The 19436-nt window shown below is 71.5% G+C and carries 20 protein-coding genes and 5 tRNA genes; 6 read left to right on the top strand and 19 right to left on the bottom strand.

Going from position 1 to position 19436, the window contains the following annotated elements:
- Positions 1 to 129: 129 nt before the first annotated feature.
- The 5 genes from ACWCWD_RS14400 to ACWCWD_RS14380 all read right to left on the bottom strand — a co-directional run bounded on the left by ACWCWD_RS14400 (position 130) and on the right by ACWCWD_RS14380 (position 6694).
- Positions 130 to 1260: a cell division initiation protein gene (locus ACWCWD_RS14400; protein ID WP_450772890.1), complete on the bottom strand. Its 1131-nt coding sequence runs from the start codon at positions 1258 to 1260 to the stop codon at positions 130 to 132.
- Positions 1261 to 1357: 97 nt separating this feature from the next.
- Positions 1358 to 1837 carry a pantetheine-phosphate adenylyltransferase gene (gene coaD, locus ACWCWD_RS14395; protein WP_450773046.1) on the bottom strand — a complete coding sequence of 160 codons (480 nt, stop codon included), beginning with the start codon at positions 1835 to 1837 and terminating at the stop codon, positions 1358 to 1360.
- Positions 1838 to 1863: 26 nt separating this feature from the next.
- A complete protein-coding gene (gene rsmD / locus ACWCWD_RS14390) occupies positions 1864 to 2448 on the bottom strand; it encodes a 16S rRNA (guanine(966)-N(2))-methyltransferase RsmD (RefSeq protein WP_450772888.1) in 585 nt (194 codons plus the stop codon).
- A 154-nt stretch (positions 2449 to 2602) separates the two neighbouring features.
- On the bottom strand, positions 2603 to 4894 hold the full coding sequence (gene recG / locus ACWCWD_RS14385; RefSeq protein WP_450772886.1) for an ATP-dependent DNA helicase RecG: 2292 nt from the start codon (positions 4892 to 4894) through the stop codon (positions 2603 to 2605).
- An 81-nt stretch (positions 4895 to 4975) separates the two neighbouring features.
- Entirely contained in the window at positions 4976 to 6694 is a 1719-nt protein-coding gene (locus ACWCWD_RS14380; RefSeq protein ID WP_450772885.1) for a DAK2 domain-containing protein, read from the bottom strand.
- A gap of 259 nt (positions 6695 to 6953) precedes the next feature.
- Between ACWCWD_RS14380 and rpmB the strand changes: the two genes are divergently transcribed.
- A complete protein-coding gene (gene rpmB / locus ACWCWD_RS14375; RefSeq protein ID WP_030928661.1) occupies positions 6954 to 7139 on the top strand; it encodes a 50S ribosomal protein L28 in 186 nt (61 codons plus the stop codon).
- A 173-nt stretch (positions 7140 to 7312) separates the two neighbouring features.
- Here rpmB and thiD read toward each other — a convergent pair whose 3' ends face one another.
- Together thiD and ACWCWD_RS14365 are read right to left on the bottom strand one after the other, a co-directional pair.
- On the bottom strand, positions 7313 to 8119 hold the full coding sequence (gene thiD / locus ACWCWD_RS14370; RefSeq protein WP_450772883.1) for a bifunctional hydroxymethylpyrimidine kinase/phosphomethylpyrimidine kinase: 807 nt from the start codon (positions 8117 to 8119) through the stop codon (positions 7313 to 7315).
- 97 nt (positions 8120 to 8216) lie between these two features.
- On the bottom strand, positions 8217 to 9188 hold the full coding sequence (locus tag ACWCWD_RS14365) for a thiamine-phosphate kinase (RefSeq protein ID WP_390962434.1): 972 nt from the start codon (positions 9186 to 9188) through the stop codon (positions 8217 to 8219).
- A 272-nt stretch (positions 9189 to 9460) separates the two neighbouring features.
- On the opposite strand from ACWCWD_RS14365, the gene ACWCWD_RS14360 reads away from it, so the two are divergent.
- Both ACWCWD_RS14360 and ACWCWD_RS14355 read left to right on the top strand, forming a co-directional pair.
- Positions 9461 to 9694: an Lrp/AsnC ligand binding domain-containing protein gene (locus ACWCWD_RS14360; protein ID WP_450772881.1), complete on the top strand. Its 234-nt coding sequence runs from the start codon at positions 9461 to 9463 to the stop codon at positions 9692 to 9694.
- Positions 9695 to 9714: 20 nt separating this feature from the next.
- Positions 9715 to 10197 carry a DUF3515 domain-containing protein gene (locus tag ACWCWD_RS14355; RefSeq protein ID WP_450772880.1) on the top strand — a complete coding sequence of 161 codons (483 nt, stop codon included), beginning with the start codon at positions 9715 to 9717 and terminating at the stop codon, positions 10195 to 10197.
- Between the two features lie 58 nt (positions 10198 to 10255).
- On the opposite strand, the gene ACWCWD_RS14350 is transcribed toward ACWCWD_RS14355, so the two are convergent.
- From ACWCWD_RS14350 to ACWCWD_RS14340, 3 genes are read right to left on the bottom strand one after another with little or no spacing between them, the layout of a single operon-like run.
- Positions 10256 to 11431 carry a D-alanine--D-alanine ligase family protein gene (locus ACWCWD_RS14350; RefSeq protein ID WP_450772878.1) on the bottom strand — a complete coding sequence of 392 codons (1176 nt, stop codon included), beginning with the start codon at positions 11429 to 11431 and terminating at the stop codon, positions 10256 to 10258.
- A 35-nt stretch (positions 11432 to 11466) separates the two neighbouring features.
- The gene (locus ACWCWD_RS14345) at positions 11467 to 12477 is read right to left on the bottom strand and encodes an NAD(P)H-dependent glycerol-3-phosphate dehydrogenase (RefSeq protein ID WP_450772876.1); all 1011 of its coding nucleotides are present in this window, start codon (positions 12475 to 12477) and stop codon (positions 11467 to 11469) included.
- Positions 12474 to 13226, bottom strand: a complete 753-nt coding sequence (locus tag ACWCWD_RS14340) for a lysophospholipid acyltransferase family protein (RefSeq protein WP_450772874.1) — start codon at positions 13224 to 13226, stop codon at positions 12474 to 12476. Before ACWCWD_RS14340 ends, ACWCWD_RS14345 begins: the two co-directional genes overlap by 4 nt.
- 178 nt (positions 13227 to 13404) lie before the next feature.
- On the opposite strand from ACWCWD_RS14340, the gene cofC reads away from it, so the two are divergent.
- Together cofC and ACWCWD_RS14330 are read left to right on the top strand one after the other, a co-directional pair.
- A complete protein-coding gene (gene cofC / locus ACWCWD_RS14335; RefSeq protein WP_450773044.1) occupies positions 13405 to 14112 on the top strand; it encodes a 2-phospho-L-lactate guanylyltransferase in 708 nt (235 codons plus the stop codon).
- A gap of 10 nt (positions 14113 to 14122) precedes the next feature.
- Positions 14123 to 14326, top strand: a complete 204-nt coding sequence (locus ACWCWD_RS14330; protein ID WP_450772872.1) for a hypothetical protein — start codon at positions 14123 to 14125, stop codon at positions 14324 to 14326.
- Between the two features lie 130 nt (positions 14327 to 14456).
- Here the strand turns inward: ACWCWD_RS14330 and ACWCWD_RS14325 are convergent, their stop codons facing one another.
- The 4 genes from ACWCWD_RS14325 to leuC form a co-directional block, all read right to left on the bottom strand.
- The gene (locus ACWCWD_RS14325) at positions 14457 to 15110 is read right to left on the bottom strand and encodes an HU family DNA-binding protein (RefSeq protein WP_327178201.1); all 654 of its coding nucleotides are present in this window, start codon (positions 15108 to 15110) and stop codon (positions 14457 to 14459) included.
- A gap of 143 nt (positions 15111 to 15253) precedes the next feature.
- The gene (locus ACWCWD_RS14320; RefSeq protein ID WP_327178200.1) at positions 15254 to 15481 is read right to left on the bottom strand and encodes an SCO5555 family protein; all 228 of its coding nucleotides are present in this window, start codon (positions 15479 to 15481) and stop codon (positions 15254 to 15256) included.
- Between the two features lie 103 nt (positions 15482 to 15584).
- Positions 15585 to 16178, bottom strand: coding sequence for a 3-isopropylmalate dehydratase small subunit (leuD, locus tag ACWCWD_RS14315; protein WP_390962442.1), 594 nt, complete (start codon positions 16176 to 16178; stop codon positions 15585 to 15587).
- A gap of 5 nt (positions 16179 to 16183) precedes the next feature.
- Positions 16184 to 17608 (bottom strand): 3-isopropylmalate dehydratase large subunit, encoded by a 1425-nt coding sequence (leuC, locus tag ACWCWD_RS14310; protein WP_450772871.1) that lies wholly within the window; start codon positions 17606 to 17608, stop codon positions 16184 to 16186.
- Positions 17609 to 17799: 191 nt separating this feature from the next.
- Here leuC and ndgR point away from each other — a divergent pair, with 191 nt between their 5' ends.
- Positions 17800 to 18513, top strand: coding sequence for an IclR family transcriptional regulator NdgR (ndgR, locus tag ACWCWD_RS14305; protein ID WP_275491887.1), 714 nt, complete (start codon positions 17800 to 17802; stop codon positions 18511 to 18513).
- A 334-nt stretch (positions 18514 to 18847) separates the two neighbouring features.
- On the opposite strand, the gene ACWCWD_RS14300 is transcribed toward ndgR, so the two are convergent.
- From ACWCWD_RS14300 to ACWCWD_RS14280, 5 genes are all read right to left on the bottom strand, one after another.
- Positions 18848 to 18920: transfer RNA gene (locus tag ACWCWD_RS14300), tRNA-Glu, on the bottom strand.
- 35 nt (positions 18921 to 18955) lie between these two features.
- Positions 18956 to 19027 (bottom strand) — tRNA-Gln (locus ACWCWD_RS14295).
- 12 nt (positions 19028 to 19039) lie between these two features.
- Positions 19040 to 19112, bottom strand: a tRNA-Glu gene (locus tag ACWCWD_RS14290).
- A 62-nt stretch (positions 19113 to 19174) separates the two neighbouring features.
- Positions 19175 to 19247: transfer RNA gene (locus tag ACWCWD_RS14285), tRNA-Glu, on the bottom strand.
- 35 nt (positions 19248 to 19282) lie between these two features.
- Positions 19283 to 19354, bottom strand: a tRNA-Gln gene (locus ACWCWD_RS14280).
- Positions 19355 to 19436: the final 82 nt, after the last annotated feature.

The raw sequence follows: 19436 nt of genomic DNA, 5'->3' as shown, positions 1-19436 counted from the left end.
CCGGGATCGCGGAGAGATACGCGCGACCGAGGAGCCAGGATACTTGACGTACCGCTCAGCACCCAATCCGGACCGGTCGGGCCGGCGGGAGCCGTGCGGCGCCCGGGTCGGCGGCCGGTCAGTGGCCGGTCAGTGGCCCTGCTCGTACCGGCGCAGCTGCTCCAGGTCGATCATGCTGGTGTCGAAGAAGCTGGTCTCGTCGAGCGCCGGCTGCGACTGCTGGGGCAGCTGGGCCTGGGGCTGCTGGTCGGCCCAGCCGTACTCGGGCTGGCCGGTCTGCGCGATCTGCCCCTGCTGCGGCTGGTACGCGCCCGGGTCGTACGCCTGCTGCTGGTAGGCGTAGACGTCCTGCTGGGGCTGCTCGTACACGTCCTGCTGGGGCTGGTCATAGCCGTCCTGCTGGGGCTGCTCGTAGCCGTACGGGTCCTGCCCGCCCGGCTGCGGGTAGTCGTAGCCCTGGGCGGTCTGGGCGTACTGGGGCCGCGCCGGGTAGTTCGGGGAGGCCTGCGGCGGCTCGGGGTCGGCCAGCTCGGCGAGGCCGGCCAGGTAGTCGGCGTCGCTGGTGTGGCCCTGGGCGCCCGCGGCGTCCTGGGCGGCCATGTGCGCGCCCAGGTCGTCGGTGGCCACCCGGCCGTGCAGCTTCTGCCGGCCGCGGCCGACCGCCTCCAGGGTCTTGCCGAGGACGGCCTCGAAGGCGCCGAGCTTGGTGTCGACGTACTCGTCGGCGCGGCGCCGGAGCGTCTCCGGGTCGGCGCTGCGCTCGGGGGCCTCGGCGAAGTCGGGGTCCTCGTAGCCCTGCTCGTCGAGGACGCCCTCGCTCCGGCCGAGCAGCTTCTCGCGGCCGCGGTCGACGGAGCCGATGGTCTTGGTGAGGACGACCTCGAAGTTGGCGAGCTTGCTGTCGACGTATTCGTCGGCCTCCGCCTTGACCTCGGCGGCCTCGCGGCGGGCCTCGGCCAGGATGCGGTCGGCCTCGTCCTGGGACCGTACGACGACCTCGGTGCCGGAGATCAGCGAGCCGCGCTCGGCGTGGGCGGACTCGATGATGCGTTCCGCTTCCTGGCGCGCCCGGTCGACGAGCTGCTCGCTGCCGCCGATGACCTCCTCGGCGTGGGCGAGTGAGCCGGGCAGCGCTTCGCGGAGCTCTTCGAGCATCCCGAGCAGATCGGCGCGGTTGATCACGCACGAGGCCGACATGGGCATGGACCGGGCGTTCCCGACCGCCTCGACGATCTCGTCGAGCTTCTTCTGCACGTCCACCGTGTGCTCGCCACTCTCTGCCGCTGTTGGAGACGGACGGGACGACTGTAAGGCCAGTCGGCTCCCGTCCGACACCGGGTGACGGTCCCTCAGGCGGTCACTTCCGCTCCAGCCGCTCCTGCAGCGCCGCGTGGACGGTCGGCGGCAGCAGGTGGGAGACGTCCCCGCCCCAGGTCGCGACCTCCTTGACCAGGGAGGACGACAGGAAGCTGTAGGTGGGGTTGGTGGGGACGAAGAGCGTCTCGACACCGGAGAGGCCGTTGTTCATCTGGGCCATCTGCAGTTCGTAGTCGAAGTCGCTGACCGCCCGGAGCCCCTTCACGATGGCGGGGATCTCCCGCTGCCTGCAGAAGTCGACCAGCAGGCCGTGGAAGGACTCGACCTCGACGTTGCCGAAGCCGGAGGTGACTTCGCGGATCAGCTCGATCCGCTCGTCGACGGTGAACAGCCCTTTCTTGGACTGGTTGATCATCACCGCGACGTGTACGACGTCGTACAGCTTCGAGGCTCGGCCAATGATGTCGAGATGTCCGTTGGTGATGGGGTCGAACGACCCCGGACAGACGGCGCGGCGCAACGTGATTCCCTCGCTCCCGGGTCCGGTCATCGTGCGTCTTCGCACGTGGAGGCGGCGCGACCGTACCAAAGGGTCGCCTCGCCGTAGCGGCGGGACCTCAACGGCTCGAAACCCTCCGGCCAGCCGAATTCCCCGCCTCTGGTGGCTCGTTCCACGGTGACGAGTGCGTCCTCGGCAAGCCAGCCCCGCGAGCCGAGTGTGAGGAGGATCTCCCGAAGATCGTCGTCGGTGACGACGTAGGGCGGGTCCAGGAAAACCACGTCGTACGGGTCGGCGGGCGCCGGTCCGGCAACCGTCTGTTCGGCCTTGCCGGTACGGACCTCGGCCCCGGGCAGGCCCACGGCACGGACGTTCTCGCGGACGGTGCGCACGGCCTTGGGGTCGGCCTCCACGAGCAGCGCGTGGACCGCGCCCCGGGAGAGCGCTTCGAGTCCGACCGCGCCGGAGCCCGCGTACAGGTCGGCGATCCGGACGCCGTCGAGGGTGCCGCGCAGCGCTTCCCAGGTCGAGAAGAGGCCCTCGCGCGCACGGTCGGAGGTGGGGCGGGTGCCGTTGCCGGGCGGTACGGCCAGGCGGCGTCCGCCGGCCGAGCCGGCGATCACGCGGGTCATGGGAGTCGGTCCTCGGGTCGCGGGACGGCACGCGGGGGGTCGCGTGCCTCTGGGGCTCGCGTACGGACCGGCAGCCCGGTCCGTACGAAAAGACCCTGGTTCCACGATATGGCGTGCGGGCGCCACGGACCCGGGCACCTCCCCGGCCACCGGGTCACCCCTTGTCGAGGAACTCCTCACGGTCCTTGTCCAGCAGCGCGTCCAGGGCGGTCCGCAGCTCCGGGTGGCCGGTCAGCTCCGGGTCGGCGGCGACGATCCGGGTGGCCTCGGCGCGCGCGGCGGCGATGATCTCCTCGTCGTCGATGACGGTGAGCATCCGCAGCGAGGAGCGGACCCCGGACTGGGCCTGGCCGAGCACATCGCCCTCGCGGCGCTGTTCGAGGTCGATCCGGGAGAGCTCGAAGCCGTCCAGGGTGGCGGCGACCGCGCCGAGCCGGGCGCGGGCGGGGCTCGCCTCGTGGGCCTCGCTGACCAGCAGGCAGAGCCCGGCGGCGGAGCCCCGGCCGACCCGGCCGCGGAGCTGGTGGAGCTGGGAGACGCCGAACCGGTCCGCGTCCATGATCACCATCGCGGTGGCGTTGGGGACGTTCACCCCGACCTCGATCACGGTGGTGGCCACCAGCACGTCGACCTGGCCGGCGGCGAACCGGCGCATCACGTCGTCCTTGTCGTCCGGGTTCATCCGCCCGTGCAGCACCTCGATCCGGAGCCCGGCGAGCGGTCCGGCGGACAGCCGGGCCGCGATGTCGAGCACGGCGAGCGGCGGCCGCTTGTCGCCGTCGGAGCCGCTCGGAGCGCCCTGGCCGTCCGGCGCGTCCGCTTCTTCGGCGGACTTCGCGGCGGCCTTCGCGCCCGTCTTCGTCCCTGCCTTCGCGCCGCCCTTGGCTCCGGTCGCCTCCTCCGGGTCGTCGCCGATCCGGGGGCAGACCACGTACGCCTGGTGACCGCCCTCCACCTCCTCGCGGACGCGTTCCCAGGCGCGGGCGAGGAAGTGCGGTTTGTCGGCGGCGGGCACGACGTGGGTGGCGATCGGGGAGCGCCCGGCGGGGAGCTGGTCGAGGACGGACGTCTCCAGGTCGCCGAAGACCGTCATCGCGACCGTGCGCGGGATGGGTGTGGCGGTCATCACCAGCAGGTGCGGCGGCTGCTTGCCCTTGGAGCGCAGGGCGTCGCGCTGCTCCACCCCGAAACGGTGCTGTTCGTCGACGACGACGAGTCCGAGGTCGTGGAAGGACACCTTGTCCTCGATCAGCGCGTGGGTGCCGATGACGAGTCCGGCCTCGCCGGTGGTCAGGTCCAGCAGCGCCCGGCGGCGGGCCGCCGTCCCCATGGAGCCGGTGAGCAGGACCACCTTCGTGCCGAGCGTGGAACCGCCGAGCATCCCGCCCTCGGCGAGGTCGCCCATCATCTCGGTGATCGAGCGGTGGTGCTGCTGGGCGAGCACCTCGGTGGGGGCGAGCATCGCGGCCTGCCCACCGCTGTCCACGACGGCGAGCATCGCGCGCAGGGCGACCATGGTCTTGCCGGAGCCGACCTCTCCCTGGAGCAGCCGGTGCATGGGGTGTTCGGTGGCGAGGTCGTCGAAGATCTCGCCGGACACCTTCCGCTGGCCCTCGGTGAGGGTGAACGGCAGCCGGGCGTCGAAGGCGTCGAGCAGCCCGTCCGGGGCGGGGCGGCGGGCGACGGCGGGGAGCTGGGTGTCGGCGTACCGGCGGCGCGCCAGCGCGGTCTGGAGGACGAACGCCTCGTCCCACTTCAGCCGCTCCCTGGCGTCCTCGATGTCCGCCTTGGTCTGCGGCCGGTGCACCTTGACCAGGGCCTCGGGCAGCGAAACGAAGCCGCGTCCGTCCCGCAGCGCGGCGGGCAGCGGGTCGAGTGCCTCCTGGGCGCTGGGCAGCACGGTGTCCACGGCCTTGGCGATGCGCCAGGAGTCGAGCTGTTTGCAGGCGGGGTAGAGGGGCAGCAGGCGGCCGGCGAAGGCGTCCACGGCCTCGCGCACCCCGGCCTCGCCCTCGGGCGCTTCGGCGTCGAGCAGTTGGTACGTGGGGTGGGCGAGCTGCGTCTTGCGGTTGAAGACGCCGACCTTGCCCGCGAACATCGCCCGGCGGCCGGGGAGGAGTTCCTGGTGCGGCTTGTGCACCCCGTGGCCGAAGAAGACGAGCTGGAGCCGGCCGCTGCCGTCGGTGAGCGTGACCTCCAGGCGTTTGCCGCGCCCGTTGTTGAAGCCCAGCACCCGCGCGTCGGCGACCTGGGCGACCACGGTGACGTGTTCGTCCAGCGGGAGGTCGGAGAGCGGGGTGAGCCGGCCCCGTTCCTCGTACCGTCGCGGGTAGTGGTGCAGGAGGTCGCCGACGGTGTGCAGGCCGAGGTGTTCGGCCATCACCTTCGCGGTGGCTCCGCCGAGCAGCTTCTTGAGGGGTTCATCGAGCGCGGACACGGGTTCCATTGCACACCACGCCACCGACAGTCGTCCGGCGGGAGTGCCCGGGGCGTGTCCGGCGGCCGGGCTCCGGGGCGGGGAGCGCGGCTATTCGACGCCGATCAGCAGCGGGGTCCCCGGGTGTCCGCCCCGGTAGACCGTGGTGTCGACGGCGAGGTGCCCTTCGCGTACGTACGCCTCCAGGGCGTCACCGAGGGTGTCCGGTACGTGTTCGCCGAGGACGAGGGTGACCAGCTCTCCGCCTGCGGCGAGCATCCGGTCGAGGACGGTGCGCGCGGTGCCGGGGAGGTCCGCGCCGATGACGGCCACGTCCCCGTCGATCAGACCGAGGATGTCGCCGGCCTGGCAGATGCCTGCGGTGGTCCACGACTGCCGTTCGGCGACGGCGAGTTCGGCGTGGCGGGTGGCTCCGGCGGCGGCGGTCATGGCGACGACGTCCTCGTCGAAACTGCGGCCCGCCTCGTGGACCGCGAGGGCGGCGATGCCCTGGACGACGGCACGGGTCGGGATGACGGCGACCCGGATGCCGTCGGCCCTGACCTGCTCGGCGGCGACGGCCGCGACATGGCGCAGGTTCGCGTCGTTGGGGAGCAGGACGACCTCGCGGGCATGGGCGCGGCGGATGGCTTCGACGAGTTCGCCGCTGGCGGGCGGCTTCCCGGGGCGCGCGAGCACGGTGACGGCGTCGGCCTCCTCGCAGAGACCGCGGAGTTCCTCGCCGGGGACGACCACGACCACGGAGCGCGGGGCGGGTTCGGTCCGCGGGTGGACCCGTGCGGCGCCGAAGTGGGTGATCCGGATGCGGTGCGGGCGTCCCGCCTCCACGCCCGCCTCCACGGCCGCCCCGGCGTCGTCGACGTGCACGTGGACGTTCCACAGCCCGTCGCCGCCGACCACGACGAGGGAGTCGCCGAGGGTGTCGAGCCGGTCGCGGAGCCGGTCCACCGCCTCGTCCTCGGCCTCCAGCAGGTAGATGACCTCGAACGCGGGCCCGTCGCCGGGCACCGCCCCGTCCCCGGGGTCAGCGGGGCCGGCGAGGGCCGCGCACCCTCCGCCGTACTCCCCGGCGGGCGCGGCGGGGCTCCCGGCCGGTACGGGAAGCCGTCCGGGCGTCTGCCGGGGGACGTGTACGGGCGCCCGCCCGGTCACCGTCTCCAGCAGCGCCCCCAGAACGGTCACCAGGCCCTGCCCGCCGGCGTCCACGACTCCGGCGCGGCCGAGCACCGGCAGCCGCCCGGGGGTCTCCTCCAGCGCCTCGGCGGCGCCCGCGTGCGCCGCCTGCGCGACGGCCGCCAGACCGCTCCCGGCCGCGACCGCCCCGGCGGCCCGCGCGGCCGCGGCGGCGACGGTGAGGATGGTGCCCTCCACGGGGTGGGCGACGGCCCGGCGGGCGGCGCCGGCGGCGTGTGCCAGCGACCGGGCCAGGTGGTCCGCGTCCCCGCCGTCCGCGAGCACGGCCGCCATCCCGCGCAGCAGCTGGGCCAGGATGGTGCCGGAGTTGCCCCGCGCCCCGATGAGCGCCCCGTGCGCCATGGCGCGTACGGCCTCGGCGGCGGCCGGGCCGGTGGAGTCCGGGCCGGTGGGGTGCTGCTCCGAGGGGCCCGTTCCGTGGGCCGCGAAGACGGCCTCGACGGCGGCCCGCGCCGATTCCAGGGTGAGGAAGAGGTTGGTGCCGGTGTCCCCGTCCGGGACCGGGTAGACGTTGATCGCGTCGATGGCGGCCCGCTCCCGGCCCAGGGCTTCGAGGGCCAGGGAGCACCAGGTGCGTACCGCGACGGCGTCGAAATCGTCGGGGAGTTGCGGCACCTGGGTCCTCCTTGAAGCGGCCGTGTACGGCGGGCTGCACCGCAGGTTAACCCCGGGCCGCCGGTGAGTGGCCCCGGGCAGGGGGGCGGGAGGGCGGCCTGCGGAACCGTGGTAGTTTCGTTGTACCGAGGCAGCCGTTGTATGGTGTTTCGGTTGCCCGATGAAAGTCGGGCCATTCCTCCGGTGCCGTCACTTCAGTTCGCTGATTCCGGCGCGCCGGAATTCACTGTAAGTGCACCTGAAGTCTTTGGAGTGACCCGTGGCTGCCAACTGCGACGTCTGCGGCAAGGGGCCGGGCTTCGGCAACAACATTTCGCACTCGCACCGCCGTACGTCTCGTCGCTGGAATCCCAACATCCAGCGCGTGCGTGCCGTGGTCGGTCGGACGCCGAAGCGGCTCAACGTCTGCACCTCGTGCATCAAGGCCGGCAAGGTCGCGCGCTGACGTTCCCGTCGTAGCGCAGCCTTCCGGTTGCCCAAAAAGCCGGTCCACCTCGGTGGACCGGCTTTTTGCTGTGCCCGGACGGGGGCGCTCCCGGGCCCCGGGCCGGAGGGCCGGCAGCTGTCCCGGCCGCGCGGACGGCAGCGGGACGGCTGCGGGGACGGCGTCGGGCGGCTTCAGGGACGCCGGCTCCGCCAGGCGTGGTCGACCGGGCCGATCCCGGCGCCGAGCGGGAATCCGGCCTCGATCGCCCCGGTGATGTAGGTCTTCGCGTTCCGTACCGCCGTGGGCACGTTCTGGCCCCGGGCCAGGCCGCAGGCGATGGCCGAGGCGAGGGTGCAGCCCGTGCCGTGGGTGTGCCGGTTGTCGTGGCGCGGGGAACGCAGCCAGTGCTCCTTGTTGCCGTCGGTGAGCAGATCGACGGCCTCGCCGGGCAGATGGCCGCCCTTGATCACCACCCAGCGCGGGCCGAAGGCGAGTACGGCCGCGGCGGCCCGCCGCATGTCCTGCTCCTCGGCGACCTCCACGCCCGTGAGCTGCGCCACCTCGTCCAGGTTCGGGGTGGCGACGGTGGCCAGCGGCAGCAGCTTCGTGCGTACGGATTCCAGGGCCTCGGCGGCGAGCAGCGCGTCCCCGTGCTTGGAGATCCCCACCGGGTCGACGACGACCGGGGCGGCGGTGTCGGCGAGGAGTGCGGCGACGGTCTCGACCAGGGCGGCGGACGCGAGCATGCCGGTCTTCACGGCCTGGACGCCGATGTCGTCGACGACGCTGCGGTACTGGGCGCGTACCGCTTCGGGCGGCAGCTCCCAGGCGCCCTGCACGCCGAGGGAGTTCTGGGCGGTCACGGCGGTGAGCACGCTCATGCCGTGCACGCCGAGCGCCAGCATCGTCTTGAGGTCGGCCTGGATGCCGGCACCGCCGCCGGAATCCGATCCGGCGACGGTGAGGACACGGGGCGGTACGGCGGCAGTTGTCGGCATGGACCGAAATCTACTTCGGGCCGCGGGCACCCGTGCGAGCGGTCCGACGGGCGGACAGCGAACAGGCGGCCGGCGGACGCCGCTTCGACGGCACGCCCTACGGGGCGTCCTCGACGTCGCCGAAGTGGTCCCAGCCTCCCCTGCTGGTCCAGGGTGCGCCGTCGACGGTGACCTGGGGCAGGGCGGACGGGTTGAGGACCTCGCCGATCACCTTCCAGCGGGCGGGGAGTTTCACGTCGGGCGGGAAGGTCGCCACGATCGCGTGGTCCTCTCCCCCGGTGAGCACCCACTGGAGCGGGTCGACGCCGACCGCCTGTCCGATGTCCGACATCTGGGACGGGATGTCGATGAGGCCGGAACGCAGGTCGATGCGGACCTTGCTGGCCTCGGCGATGTGTCCGAGGTCGGCGACCAGGCCGTCGCTGACGTCGGTCATCGCGGTGGCGCCGAGTCCGGCCGCCGCGGGGCCCGCGTGGTACGGCGGTTCGGGGCGCCGGTGGGCTTCGACGAAGGCGCGGGGCGAGCGGAATCCCCGGGAGAGTACGGCGAATCCGGCGGCGGACCAGCCGAGCCAGCCGGTGACGGCGACGACGTCCCCGGGCCGGGCGCCGCCCCGGGTGACCGGTTCGTGGTTGCGGAGGTCGCCGAGCGCGGTGATCGCGACGGTGATGGTGTCCCCGCCGACCACGTCGCCGCCGACCACGGCCGCCCCGGCGACCTGGCATTCGTCGCGGAGCCCGTCCATGAGTTCGGTCGCCCAGGTCACCGGGAGGGTCGCCGGGACGACGAGGCCGAGGAGGAGCGCGGTGGGCACGGCTCCCATCGCCGCGATGTCGGCGAGGTTCTGCGCCGCCGCCTTGCGCCCGACGTCGTACGCGGTCGACCAGTCGCGGCGGAAGTGGCGTCCTTCGATCAGTACGTCGGTACTGGCCACGACCCTGCGGTCCGGAGCCGCCACGACCGCGGCGTCGTCGCCGGGCCCCAGCCGTACCGCCGGAGTGGTGGTGAGGCGGGCGGTGAGCTCTCTGATGAGCCCGAACTCCCCCAACTCACCCACGGTTCCCTTCACCGGGTGTCACCTCTCGTTCGTCGCACCGGGCGTCCGGTGCGGGCTGCTCCGACGTGTCCGCGGACCGGACGCGGCCCTCCCCCGGGCCGGGCCGGTCCGCGGTAGCGGGCGGTCACCGCTGTCTGTAGTGTCGGGAGACACGTCGTTCCGTGTCGCCCGTACGCCACGCTACGGACCGCTCCCGGTCCCCGGGTCTCCCCGCTCCCGCCGGTGACGCGATAACGTGGCGTTCCTCTCCCCCACATGATCCTCGTGGCCGCCCTGGAGGTTCCGTGGTACAGGCGTACATCCTTATTCAGACCGAGGTGGGCAAGGCGTCGATCGTCGCCGAGACCATCGCGAAACTTCCGGGAGTGATCCAGGCAGAGGACGTCACCGGCCCCTACGACGTGATCGTGCGCGCCCAGTCCGACACGGTGGACGAGCTCGGCCGCATGGTGGTCGCCCGGGTCCAGCAGGTGGAAGGCATCACGCGGACCCTGACCTGCCCCGTAGTCCACATCTGACCCCCGTCTACGCTGGTCCGGTGACGTCTTCCCGCCGCCGGTCGCTCAGCCCGTCGTTCCTCGTGCCGTCCGCCGCCGCGCTCCTGCTGGCGGCGGGCTGCTCCGGCGGCTCGCAGCCGTCGGTCGCGGTACCCACTCCGTCCAAGGACGCGGCCGCGTACTGTTCGGCGCTGCACAAGGCACTGCCGAAGACCGTGGCCGGGCTGGAACGCAGCGATCCCGCACCGGAGTCGGAGCTGACCGCCGGCTGGGGGGACGGGGCGATCGTACTTCGCTGCGGTGTTCCCCGGCCCGCCGCCATGGCGGACGCGGCCTCCAAGGGGATCGACGCGGACGGTGTCAACTGGCTGCTGGAACAACGCCCGGACGAGGGGCCCCGGTTCACCACGACGTACCGCAAGGCGTATGTCGAGGTCTCCATGGGAACGCGGTTCGCCCACGACGCCAGCCCGCTCGCCGAGTTCGCGAAGCCGGTGCTCGAGACGGTCCCCGACAGCCTCTGAACCGCTGCCACCGCCCCGCCGGCCGGTTCTTCACCGGCCGACGGCGGGGGGCACACGGTCAGCGCAGGCCGGTGGACCGGGTCAGGGCCGCCTGGATGAGCCGGTCGATCAGCTCCGGGTAGTCGACGCCGCTCTCCTGCCACATCCTCGGGAACATCGAGATGGGCGTGAACCCGGGCAGGGTGTTGATCTCGTTGATGACGAACTCGCCCTCGTCCGTGAGGAAGAAGTCGGCGCGCACCAGGCCCTCGCAGGAGACGGACTCGAAGGCGGCGACCGCGAGGCGCTGGACCTCGGCGGTCTGCTCCGGGGTGAGCGGGGCGGGCACGAGTCCGGCGGCCGCGTCGATGTACTTGGCCTCGAAGTCGTAGAAGTCGTGCGCGGTGACCGGCGGGATCTCGGCCGGCACGCTGGCGCGCGGTCCGTCCTCGAACTCCAGCACCCCGCACTCGATCTCGCGACCGCTCAGCAGCGACTCGACGAGGAACTTGGGGTCGTGCCTGCGGGCCTCCTCGATCGCCTCGTCCAGGCCGTCGGGCCCGTCGACCTTGGTGATGCCCACCGACGAGCCGCCGCGGGCGGGCTTCACGAAGAGCGGCCAGCCGTGCTCGCCGGCGAAGTCGACGATCCGCTTGCGGGCGGCGGAGGGGTCGTTCTCCCACTCGCGGGGCCGGACGACCAGGTAGGGGCCGACGGCGAGGCCGAAGGAGATGAAGACCCGCTTCATGTACTCCTTGTCCTGGCCGACGGCGGAGGCGAGGACGCCCGCGCCGACGTAGGGGACGCCGGAGAGTTCCAGGAGGCCCTGGAGGGTGCCGTCCTCGCCGTACGGGCCGTGCAGCACGGGGAAGACGACGTCGACCTCGCCCAGGGCCCGGGGCACCGATCCGGGCTCGCTGAGGACGACTTCGCGGCTGCCCGGGTCCACGGAGAGAACCACGCCGCCCTTCTCCGACTCGGCGAGCGCGTCCACGTCGGGCATCTGCCGGTCGGTGATCGCCATGCGGGCCGGGTCGTCGCCGGTGAGTGCCCAGCGGCCGTCCTGGGTGATGCCGATCGGCAGGACGTCGTAGACGGTCCGGTCGATGGCGTTCAGGACGGCGCCGGCCGTGACGACCGAGATGCCGTGTTCGGAGCTGCGTCCGCCGAACACGACAGCCACGCGCGGCTTGCGGCGCTGCTGCTCAGGGCTCTTCGGACGCTCAGGGCTCTGGGGGAGGTTCTCGCTGCTCATATCGCGATGAGCGTACCTGCTGGTACCGAAAGGAGTCAGCGCCGCTCGGGCTTGGCGCTCCGCGACATCAGCTCCTTGACCGCGACGGCGGGCGGCTTGCCCTCGTGGACGATCCCGACGACGGTCTCCGTGATCGGCATGTCGACCCCGTGCCGGCGGGCCAGATCGAGCACCGACTCGCAGGACTTGACGCCTTCCGCGGTCTGGCTGGTGGCGGCGATCGCCTCCTGGAGCGTCATGCCCCGGCCGAGGTTGGTGCCGAAGGTGTGGTTGCGCGAGAGCGGCGAGGAGCAGGTCGCCACCAGGTCGCCGAGGCCCGCGAGTCCGGAGAACGTCAGCGGGTCCGCGCCCATGGCGAGGCCCAGTCGGGTGGTCTCGGCGAGTCCGCGGGTGATGAGCGAGCCCTTGGCGTTGTCGCCGAGGCCCATGCCGTCCGCGATGCCGACGGCCAGGCTGATGACGTTCTTGACGGCGCCGCCGAGCTCGCAGCCGACGACGTCGGTGTTGGTGTACGGGCGGAAGTACGGGGTGTGGCAGGCGGCCTGGAGCCGCTGGGCCACCGACTCGTCCTGGCAGGCCACGACGGCCGCAGCGGGGCGCCGTTCGGCGATCTCGCCGGCGAGGTTGGGGCCGGTGACGACGGCGATGCGCTCGGCGGAGACCTTCGTCACGTCCGCGATCACCTCGCTCATCAGCTTGGCGGTGCCGAGCTCGACGCCCTTCATCAGGGAGACGAGGACGGTGTCCGGTTCCAGGTGCGGGGCCCACTCGGCGAGGTTGGCTCGCAGCGTCTGGGAGGGCACCACCAGCACCGCGAACTCGGCGCCGCGCAGCGCCTCGGCGGGGTCGGTGGTGGCCCGGACGGACTTGGGCAGTTCGGCGCCGGGGAGGTAGCCGGGGTTGGTCCGGGTGGTGTTGATGTCCTCGGCGACCTCGGCGCGGCGGGCCCAGAGAGTGACGTCGCAGCCGGCGTCACCCAGGATCACGGCGAAGGCGGTGCCCCAGGAACCCGCCCCGAAGACGGCCACTTTGCGCGGTTCGGTCACTGGGAACCCTTCTCTTCGGCCTGGCGCCGCTGGTTCGCGCGGGCCTTGCGGTGGTCGTACGGCTCGGCGGGAGCCTTCTCGCCGCGTACGGTCTCCAGTTGCTCGGTGATCGCGGCCATGATGACCTCGGTGACCTCGCGCAGTACCTCGGGCGTCGGCTCCGCGCCGTAGAAGCGGCTGAGGTCGACGGGCGGTCCGGCCTGCACCCGGAGGGTCTTCCGGGGGAAGAACCGGTACTTGTTCTCCTTGGCGTACGGCGGCATCGCGAGGTTCGCGCCCCACTGGGCGACCGGAATGACGGGCGCGCGGGTCATCAGCGCGACGCGGGCGGCGCCGGTCTTGCCGTTCATCGGCCACATGTCGGGGTCGCGGGTGAGGGTGCCCTCGGGGTAGAAGGCGACGCACTCGCCGTCCTCGATCGCGGCCACGGCGGCGCGGAAGGCGTTCAGCGCGTCGGTGGTCTCGCGGTAGACGGGGATCTGGCCGGTGCCGCGCAGCATCATGCCGACGAACGGGGCCCGGAAGAGGGCGGCCTTCGCCAGGAACCTCGGCACCCGGCCGGTGTTGTACTGGAAGTGCCCGTACGAGAGCGGGTCCAGGTACGAGTTGTGGTTGACGGCCGTGATGAATCCGCCGTCGGCCGGAATGTGTTCCATTCCCCGCCAGTCACGCTTGAAGAGAACCACCAGTGGCGGCTTGGCGATGACCGCCGCCAGGCGGTACCAGAAGCCGATTCTGCGGCGGGACACTCGGACACCTTTCACTCGGGTTTCGCTCGGACCTGACCTGCGGTGCGGCCACGGACGGTCATGTCCCGCCCCAGGCCCCTGCTCTGTCGAGAACACCGTACGCCCCGCTCCCCGGACCGGACCGGCAGGCTGTCGCACCCGGGAGCGAGAATGGGGGCCGACGTTCACGGAGGGGGAGATCGCCACGAACACCGACCCGGCCGGCCGCTGGTCCCTGGTCGTCCCGCTGAAGCCCTTGGCGTACGCCAAGAGCAGGCTGCGGGACGCGCTGGGCGACGCGCTGCGGCCCCGACTCGCCCTGGCCTTCGCCGAGGACACGGTCGCGGCGGCGCTCTCCTGTACGGACGTACGCGATGTGGTGGTCGTCACGGACGACACGGTGGCGGCGGACCGTCTGGCCGCGCTGGGAGCCCGTGTCGTACCCGACTTCCCGGCCGCCGGTCTCAACGCGGCGCTCGCGTACGGTGCGGGGCTGGTGCGTGCCGTCAGGCCGTCGGCTCCGGTCGCGGCGCTCAACGCGGATCTCCCCGCGCTGCGCCCCTCGGAATTGTCGCGGGTCCTCGAATTCTCTTCCGGATTTCCCCGGACATTCCTTTCGGACGCCGCGGGAATCGGGACGACATTTCTCTCGGCCGAGCCCGGAGTGGAATTGCGTCCCGCTTTCGGCGGCCCTTCGCGCGCCCGGCATCTCGCGTCGGGGGCACGGGAGGTGCCGCCCGAGGGGCTGGATTCGGTCCGCCGGGACGTGGACACCGGGGACGATCTGCTGGTGGCGCTGGCCCTGGGCGTGGGGCCGCGTACAGGGGAACTGCGGGACGCGGTACGGCTGGGGGCCGTCCCCCGCCCGGCCGCCGGGCCCACGCGGTCGGCGCCCACCGGGCGATAGGCTGCGGCCCATGCAGGCGACCGCGTACACGTACGACCCCGAAACCCGCAGCGGCAGTGTGCTGCTCGACGACGGCACCCCGGTGGACTTCCCGGCGGCCGCGTTCGACGCGGGCGGCCTGCGGCTGCTCCGCCCCGGTCAGCGGGTGCGGATCGAGGGTTCGGGCGAGGGTGCCGCGCTCCGGATCGACCTGGTGACCCTGCAGACCTTCTGAGCGGGCCCCGTTCGGCCGAACGGGCGGGTGCCCGCCGGGACTCCGCCCGGCTCCCGGACAGCCCGCGGGCCGGGCTCCCCGAGGGGAACCCGGCCCGGCGCGTCGTGCGAGAACGAGCGGGTGCCCGGTCTCACTTCTTGCGAGCGGTGGCCTTCTTGGCCGTGGTGGTGCGCGCCGTGGTCTTCTTGGCGGGCGCCTTCTTGGCCGTGGCCTTCTTGGCCGGGGCCGTCTTCTTCGCGACGGCGGCGGTCTTCTTCGCCGGCGTGGCCGCCTTCTTCGCGGCCGCCGTGGTCTTCTTCGCCGCTGCGGCGGTGGTCGCCTTCTTGGCGGGCGTGGCGGTGGTCTTCTTCGCCGTGGTCGCGGCGGCGGTGGTGGTCTTCTTCGCCGTCGCCGCCTTGCGGGCGGTGGCCTTCTTGGCCGCGGCCTTGGTGGTCGTACGGGTGGAAGCACCGCCCGAGAGGCTGCCCTTGGGGGCCTTCTTGACGGCCACGTCGTTCTTCGGGAGCTTCTTGGAGCCGCTCACCAGGTCCTTGAAGCCCTGACCCGCGCGGAAGCGGGGCACCGAGGTCTTCTTGACCCGGACGCGCTCGCCGGTCTGCGGGTTGCGGGCGTACCGCGCCGGGCGGTCGACCTTCTCGAACGAGCCGAAACCGGTGACCGAGACACGGTCTCCGGCCACGACGGCGCGGACGATCGCGTCCAGTACCGCGTCCACCGCGTCCGCGGCCTGCTGACGGCCGCCGACCTTCTCGGCAATCGCTTCTACGAGCTGTGCCTTGTTCACGTCTTCCCCTTCGGAGACATTGCCAGAACGAAAGTGTTCAAGCGTTTTCGCACGTTAGGCAGATATATACCGCAAATCAAACACGAAACGGGCTAATCACCCTAGTGCCGCAACGAAGTCGACTGATGCGGACTTCCGCGGAGTCAGTCACCTTCGGGGAATCGGCCCTCATCGAGGTCCTTCATCAACCGGTCCAGGCGCCTTGCCGCGCCTGAGAGATCGTGCTTCGCCGTGGCCGTGACGGCCAACAGCTTCCGGGACAGCGCCATCCGTACGCCCTCCGGGACTTGCAGTGCGCGCACCCTTCCGTGCGCTTCCTTCAATTGGTCGGCGACTTGGCCATAGAGCTTGAGTTGGTTGTCGCCTTCCATGCACCGATTGTGCCATCTGAGGCGAGTTGTCGCCCGACAGGGTCTCAACAAGCGACTGCGCCCCCTACCCGAAGGCAGGGGGCGCAGTCCGGAAAAGCGCTGCTCAGACCTCAATTGTACGCGGCTTGAAGGTCGGCCTTGCCACCTCATATGCCGCGATGTCCGCTTCGTTCTGAAGGGTGAGGCTGATGTCGTCCAGCCCGTTCAGCAGACGCCAGCGGGCGTTCTCGTCGAGCTCGAAGGCGGCCTCGATGCCCTCGGCCCGGACCTGGCGGGCCTCCAGGTCGACGGTGACCTCGGCGGTGGGGTCGGCCTCGGTCAGCTCCCACAGCGCGTCCACGACGGCCTGGTCGAGAACGACGGTCAACAGGCCGTTCTTCAGCGAGTTGCCGCGGAAGATGTCCGCGAACCGGGCCGAGATCACGGTCTTGAAACCGTAGTTCTGGAGGGCCCAGACGGCGTGCTCGCGGGAGGATCCGGTACCGAAGTCGGGGCCGGCCACCAGGACCGAGGCACCCTGCCGCTCGGGGCGGTTGAGGACGAAGTTCTCGTCCTTGCGCCAGGCTTCGAAGAGGCCGTCCTCGAACCCGTCGCGGGTGACCTTCTTCAGCCAGTGCGCGGGGATGATCTGGTCGGTGTCGACGTTGCTGCGGCGCAGCGGGACGGCCCGGCCGGTGTGCGTGGTGAAAGCTTCCATGGTTCTCAGACTCCGGCAGGCGTGCGGTCGTCGGACAGGTCGGCGGGCGAGGCCAGGTGGCCGAGCACCGCGGTGGCGGCGGCGACCTGCGGGGAGACCAGGTGGGTCCGGCCGCCCTTGCCCTGCCGGCCCTCGAAGTTGCGGTTCGAGGTGGAGGCGGAGCGCTCACCGGGCGCCAGCTGGTCCGGGTTCATGCCGAGGCACATCGAGCAGCCCGCGTGGCGCCATTCGGCTCCGGCCTCGGTGAAGACCTTGTCCAGGCCCTCGGAGACGGCCTGGAGGGCGACCCGGACCGAGCCGGGGACGACCAGCATCCGTACGCCGTCGGCGACTTTGCGGCCCTCCAGGACGGCTGCGGCGTTGCGCAGGTCCTCGATGCGGCCGTTGGTGCAGGACCCGACGAAGACGGTGTCCACGCCGATCTCGCGGAGCGGCTGCCCGGCGGTCAACCCCATGTACTCCAGGGCCTTTTCGGCGGCGAGCCGCTCCGACGCGTCTTCGTACGAAGCCGGGTCGGGGACGTTCGCGGAGAGCGGGGATCCCTGGCCGGGGTTGGTGCCCCAGGTGACGAACGGGGCGAGTCCGGCGGCGTCGATGACCACCTCGGCGTCGAAGACGGCGTCGTCGTCGCTGCGCAGGGTCTTCCAGTACGCGACGGCGGCGTCCCAGTCCTCGCCCTTGGGGGCGTGGGCACGGCCTTCGAGGTAGGCGAAGGTGGTCTCGTCCGGGGCGATCATGCCCGCGCGGGCACCGGCCTCGATCGACATGTTGCAGATGGTCATGCGGGCTTCCATCGAGAGCTTCTCGATGGCGGAGCCGCGGTATTCGAGGATGTAGCCCTGGCCGCCGCCGGTGCCGATCCGGGCGATGACCGCCAGGATGAGGTCCTTGGCCGTGACGTCCTCGGGGAGATCGCCGTCGATGGTGATGGCCATCGTCTTCGGACGGGCCAGGGGCAGCGTCTGGGTGGCCAGCACGTGCTCCACCTGGCTGGTGCCGATGCCGAACGCCAGCCCGCCGAAGGCGCCGTGGGTCGACGTGTGCGAGTCGCCGCAGACGACGGTCATGCCCGGCTGGGTCAGACCCAGCTGGGGGCCGACCACGTGCACGACGCCCTGCTCGACGTCGCCGAGCGGGTGCAGACGGACGCCGAACTCGGCGCAGTTCTTGCGCAGGGTCTCCAGCTGGGCGCGGGAGACCGGGTCGGCGATCGGCTTGTCGATGTCGAGGGTCGGGGTGTTGTGATCCTCGGTGGCGATGGTGAGGTCGAGGCGCCGGACCCGGCGTCCGGCCTGCCGCAGCCCGTCGAAGGCCTGCGGGCTGGTCACCTCGTGCAGCAGGTGCAGATCGATGTAGAGGAGGTCGGGCTCGCCCTCTGCGCGCCGGACGACGTGGTCGTCCCAGACCTTCTCCGCGAGTGTCCTACCCATCGCTTTCCCTCCGACCGGCGTCTTCGCCGGCCCAACTAGAGATTCGGTGCGCCACCGTCCCGGTCCCGTACGGGACGGCTCCCCCGATCGGGGCGGCGGCTGCGGGCCGTCGTACGGCCGCCGGTACAGGTTCGCAACTTCTGCGGAAAATTGAACTTGCGTTTCACAGAGTGAGACGCGAATATCGTCGTATGGACAACTCTAGCGGCGTCGGCGTTCTCGACAAGGCTGCACTCGTACTGAGCGCACTGGAGTCCGGTCCGGCCACCCTCGCCGGGTTGGTCGCGGCGACCGGTCTCGCTCGCCCCACGGCCCACCGACTGGCCGTGGCACTCGAACACCACCGTCTGGTGGCCCGGGACATGCAGGGCCGGTTCATCCTCGGCCCGCGGCTCGCCGAGCTCGCCGCGGCGGCCGGCGAGGACCGCCTCCTGGCGACGGCCGGACCCGTGCTCACCCACCTGCGCGACATCACCGGCGAGAGCGCCCAGCTCTACCGCCGCCAGGGCGACATGCGTATCTGTGTCGCCGCTGCCGAGCGGCTCTCCGGGCTCAGGGACACCGTGCCGGTCGGCTCCACGCTCACCATGAAGGCGGGCTCCTCCGCGCAGATCCTGATGGCCTGGGAGGAGCCCGAGCGCCTCCACCGCGGCCTCCAGGGCGCCCGGTTCACGGCGACGGCCCTCTCCGGGGTGCGCCGCAGGGGATGGGCCCAGTCGATCGGTGAGCGCGAGCCGGGCGTCGCGTCGGTCTCCGCGCCGGTGCGCGGACCGTCGAACCGGGTGGTGGCCGCCGTCTCCATCTCCGGGCCGATCGAGCGGCTGACGCGCCACCCGGGCCGGATGCACGCGCAGGCGGTCATCGACTCGGCCGCCCGTCTCAGCGAGGCCCTGCGCCGCGGCTGACCGCCTCCACCGACCGTCCCCCCGCCCGCCGTTACCGCGTTACCGCATCCGCTTCTGCTTCCGCTTCTCTGCTTCCGCTTCTCTGCTTCCGCTCTTGTTCGCACTGGCCGCCCCAGCGTCGTGGCGGCCTTTTTCATGTCCGGGCACGAACGGCCGGGCACGAACGGCCGGGCACGAACGGGGTGTTGGGCGCCCTGCGCGCTGCGTCCCGCGTGCGGGTCGTCCGGAGCGCCCAGGTCGCCACGTCCCCCAGGTCGCCAGGTGGTCCGGGCCGTCCGGGTACACGAAAAAGGCCCTTCACCGGAGTGAAGGGCCTTTCTCTACTGCCGAGTTGTACCCCCGACCGGATTCGAACCGGCGCTACTGCCGTGAGAGGGCAGCGTGCTAGGCCGCTACACAACGGGGGCTTGTTGCTTGAAGTCTTGCGAACTTCGGTCTTGCGCTGGGCTACCAGGACTCGAACCTAGAATGACGGTACCAGAAACCGTAGTGTTGCCAATTACACCATAGCCCATGGTGTGGTACGTACCCCCGACCGGATTCGAACCGGCGCTACTGCCGTGAGAGGGCAGCGTGCTAGGCCGCTACACAACGGGGGCCCTAGCGATCCTGCATCAAGAACATCGGGTGCGACCCGGATTGTTCCCGCGGGAAGGATCTGTACCCCCGACCGGATTCGAACCGGCGCTACTGCCGTGAGAGGGCAGCGTGCTAGGCCGCTACACAACGGGGGCTTGTTGCTTGAAGTCTTGCGAACTTCGGTCTTGCGCTGGGCTACCAGGACTCGAACCTAGAATGACGGTACCAGAAACCGTAGTGTTGCCAATTACACCATAGCCCACTGAAACGCAACCTCTGGAGGTTTTGTCTCTGTCTGCGCTTCCCGGCCGGATCTTTCGGCCCGCTCGGGCGGCGCAGAAAGA

It is taken from the genome of Streptomyces sp. NPDC001493 (assembly GCF_053597235.1).
Note: the sequence above shows the minus strand (reverse complement) of the source record. Positions and strands in the feature narration are given on the sequence as shown.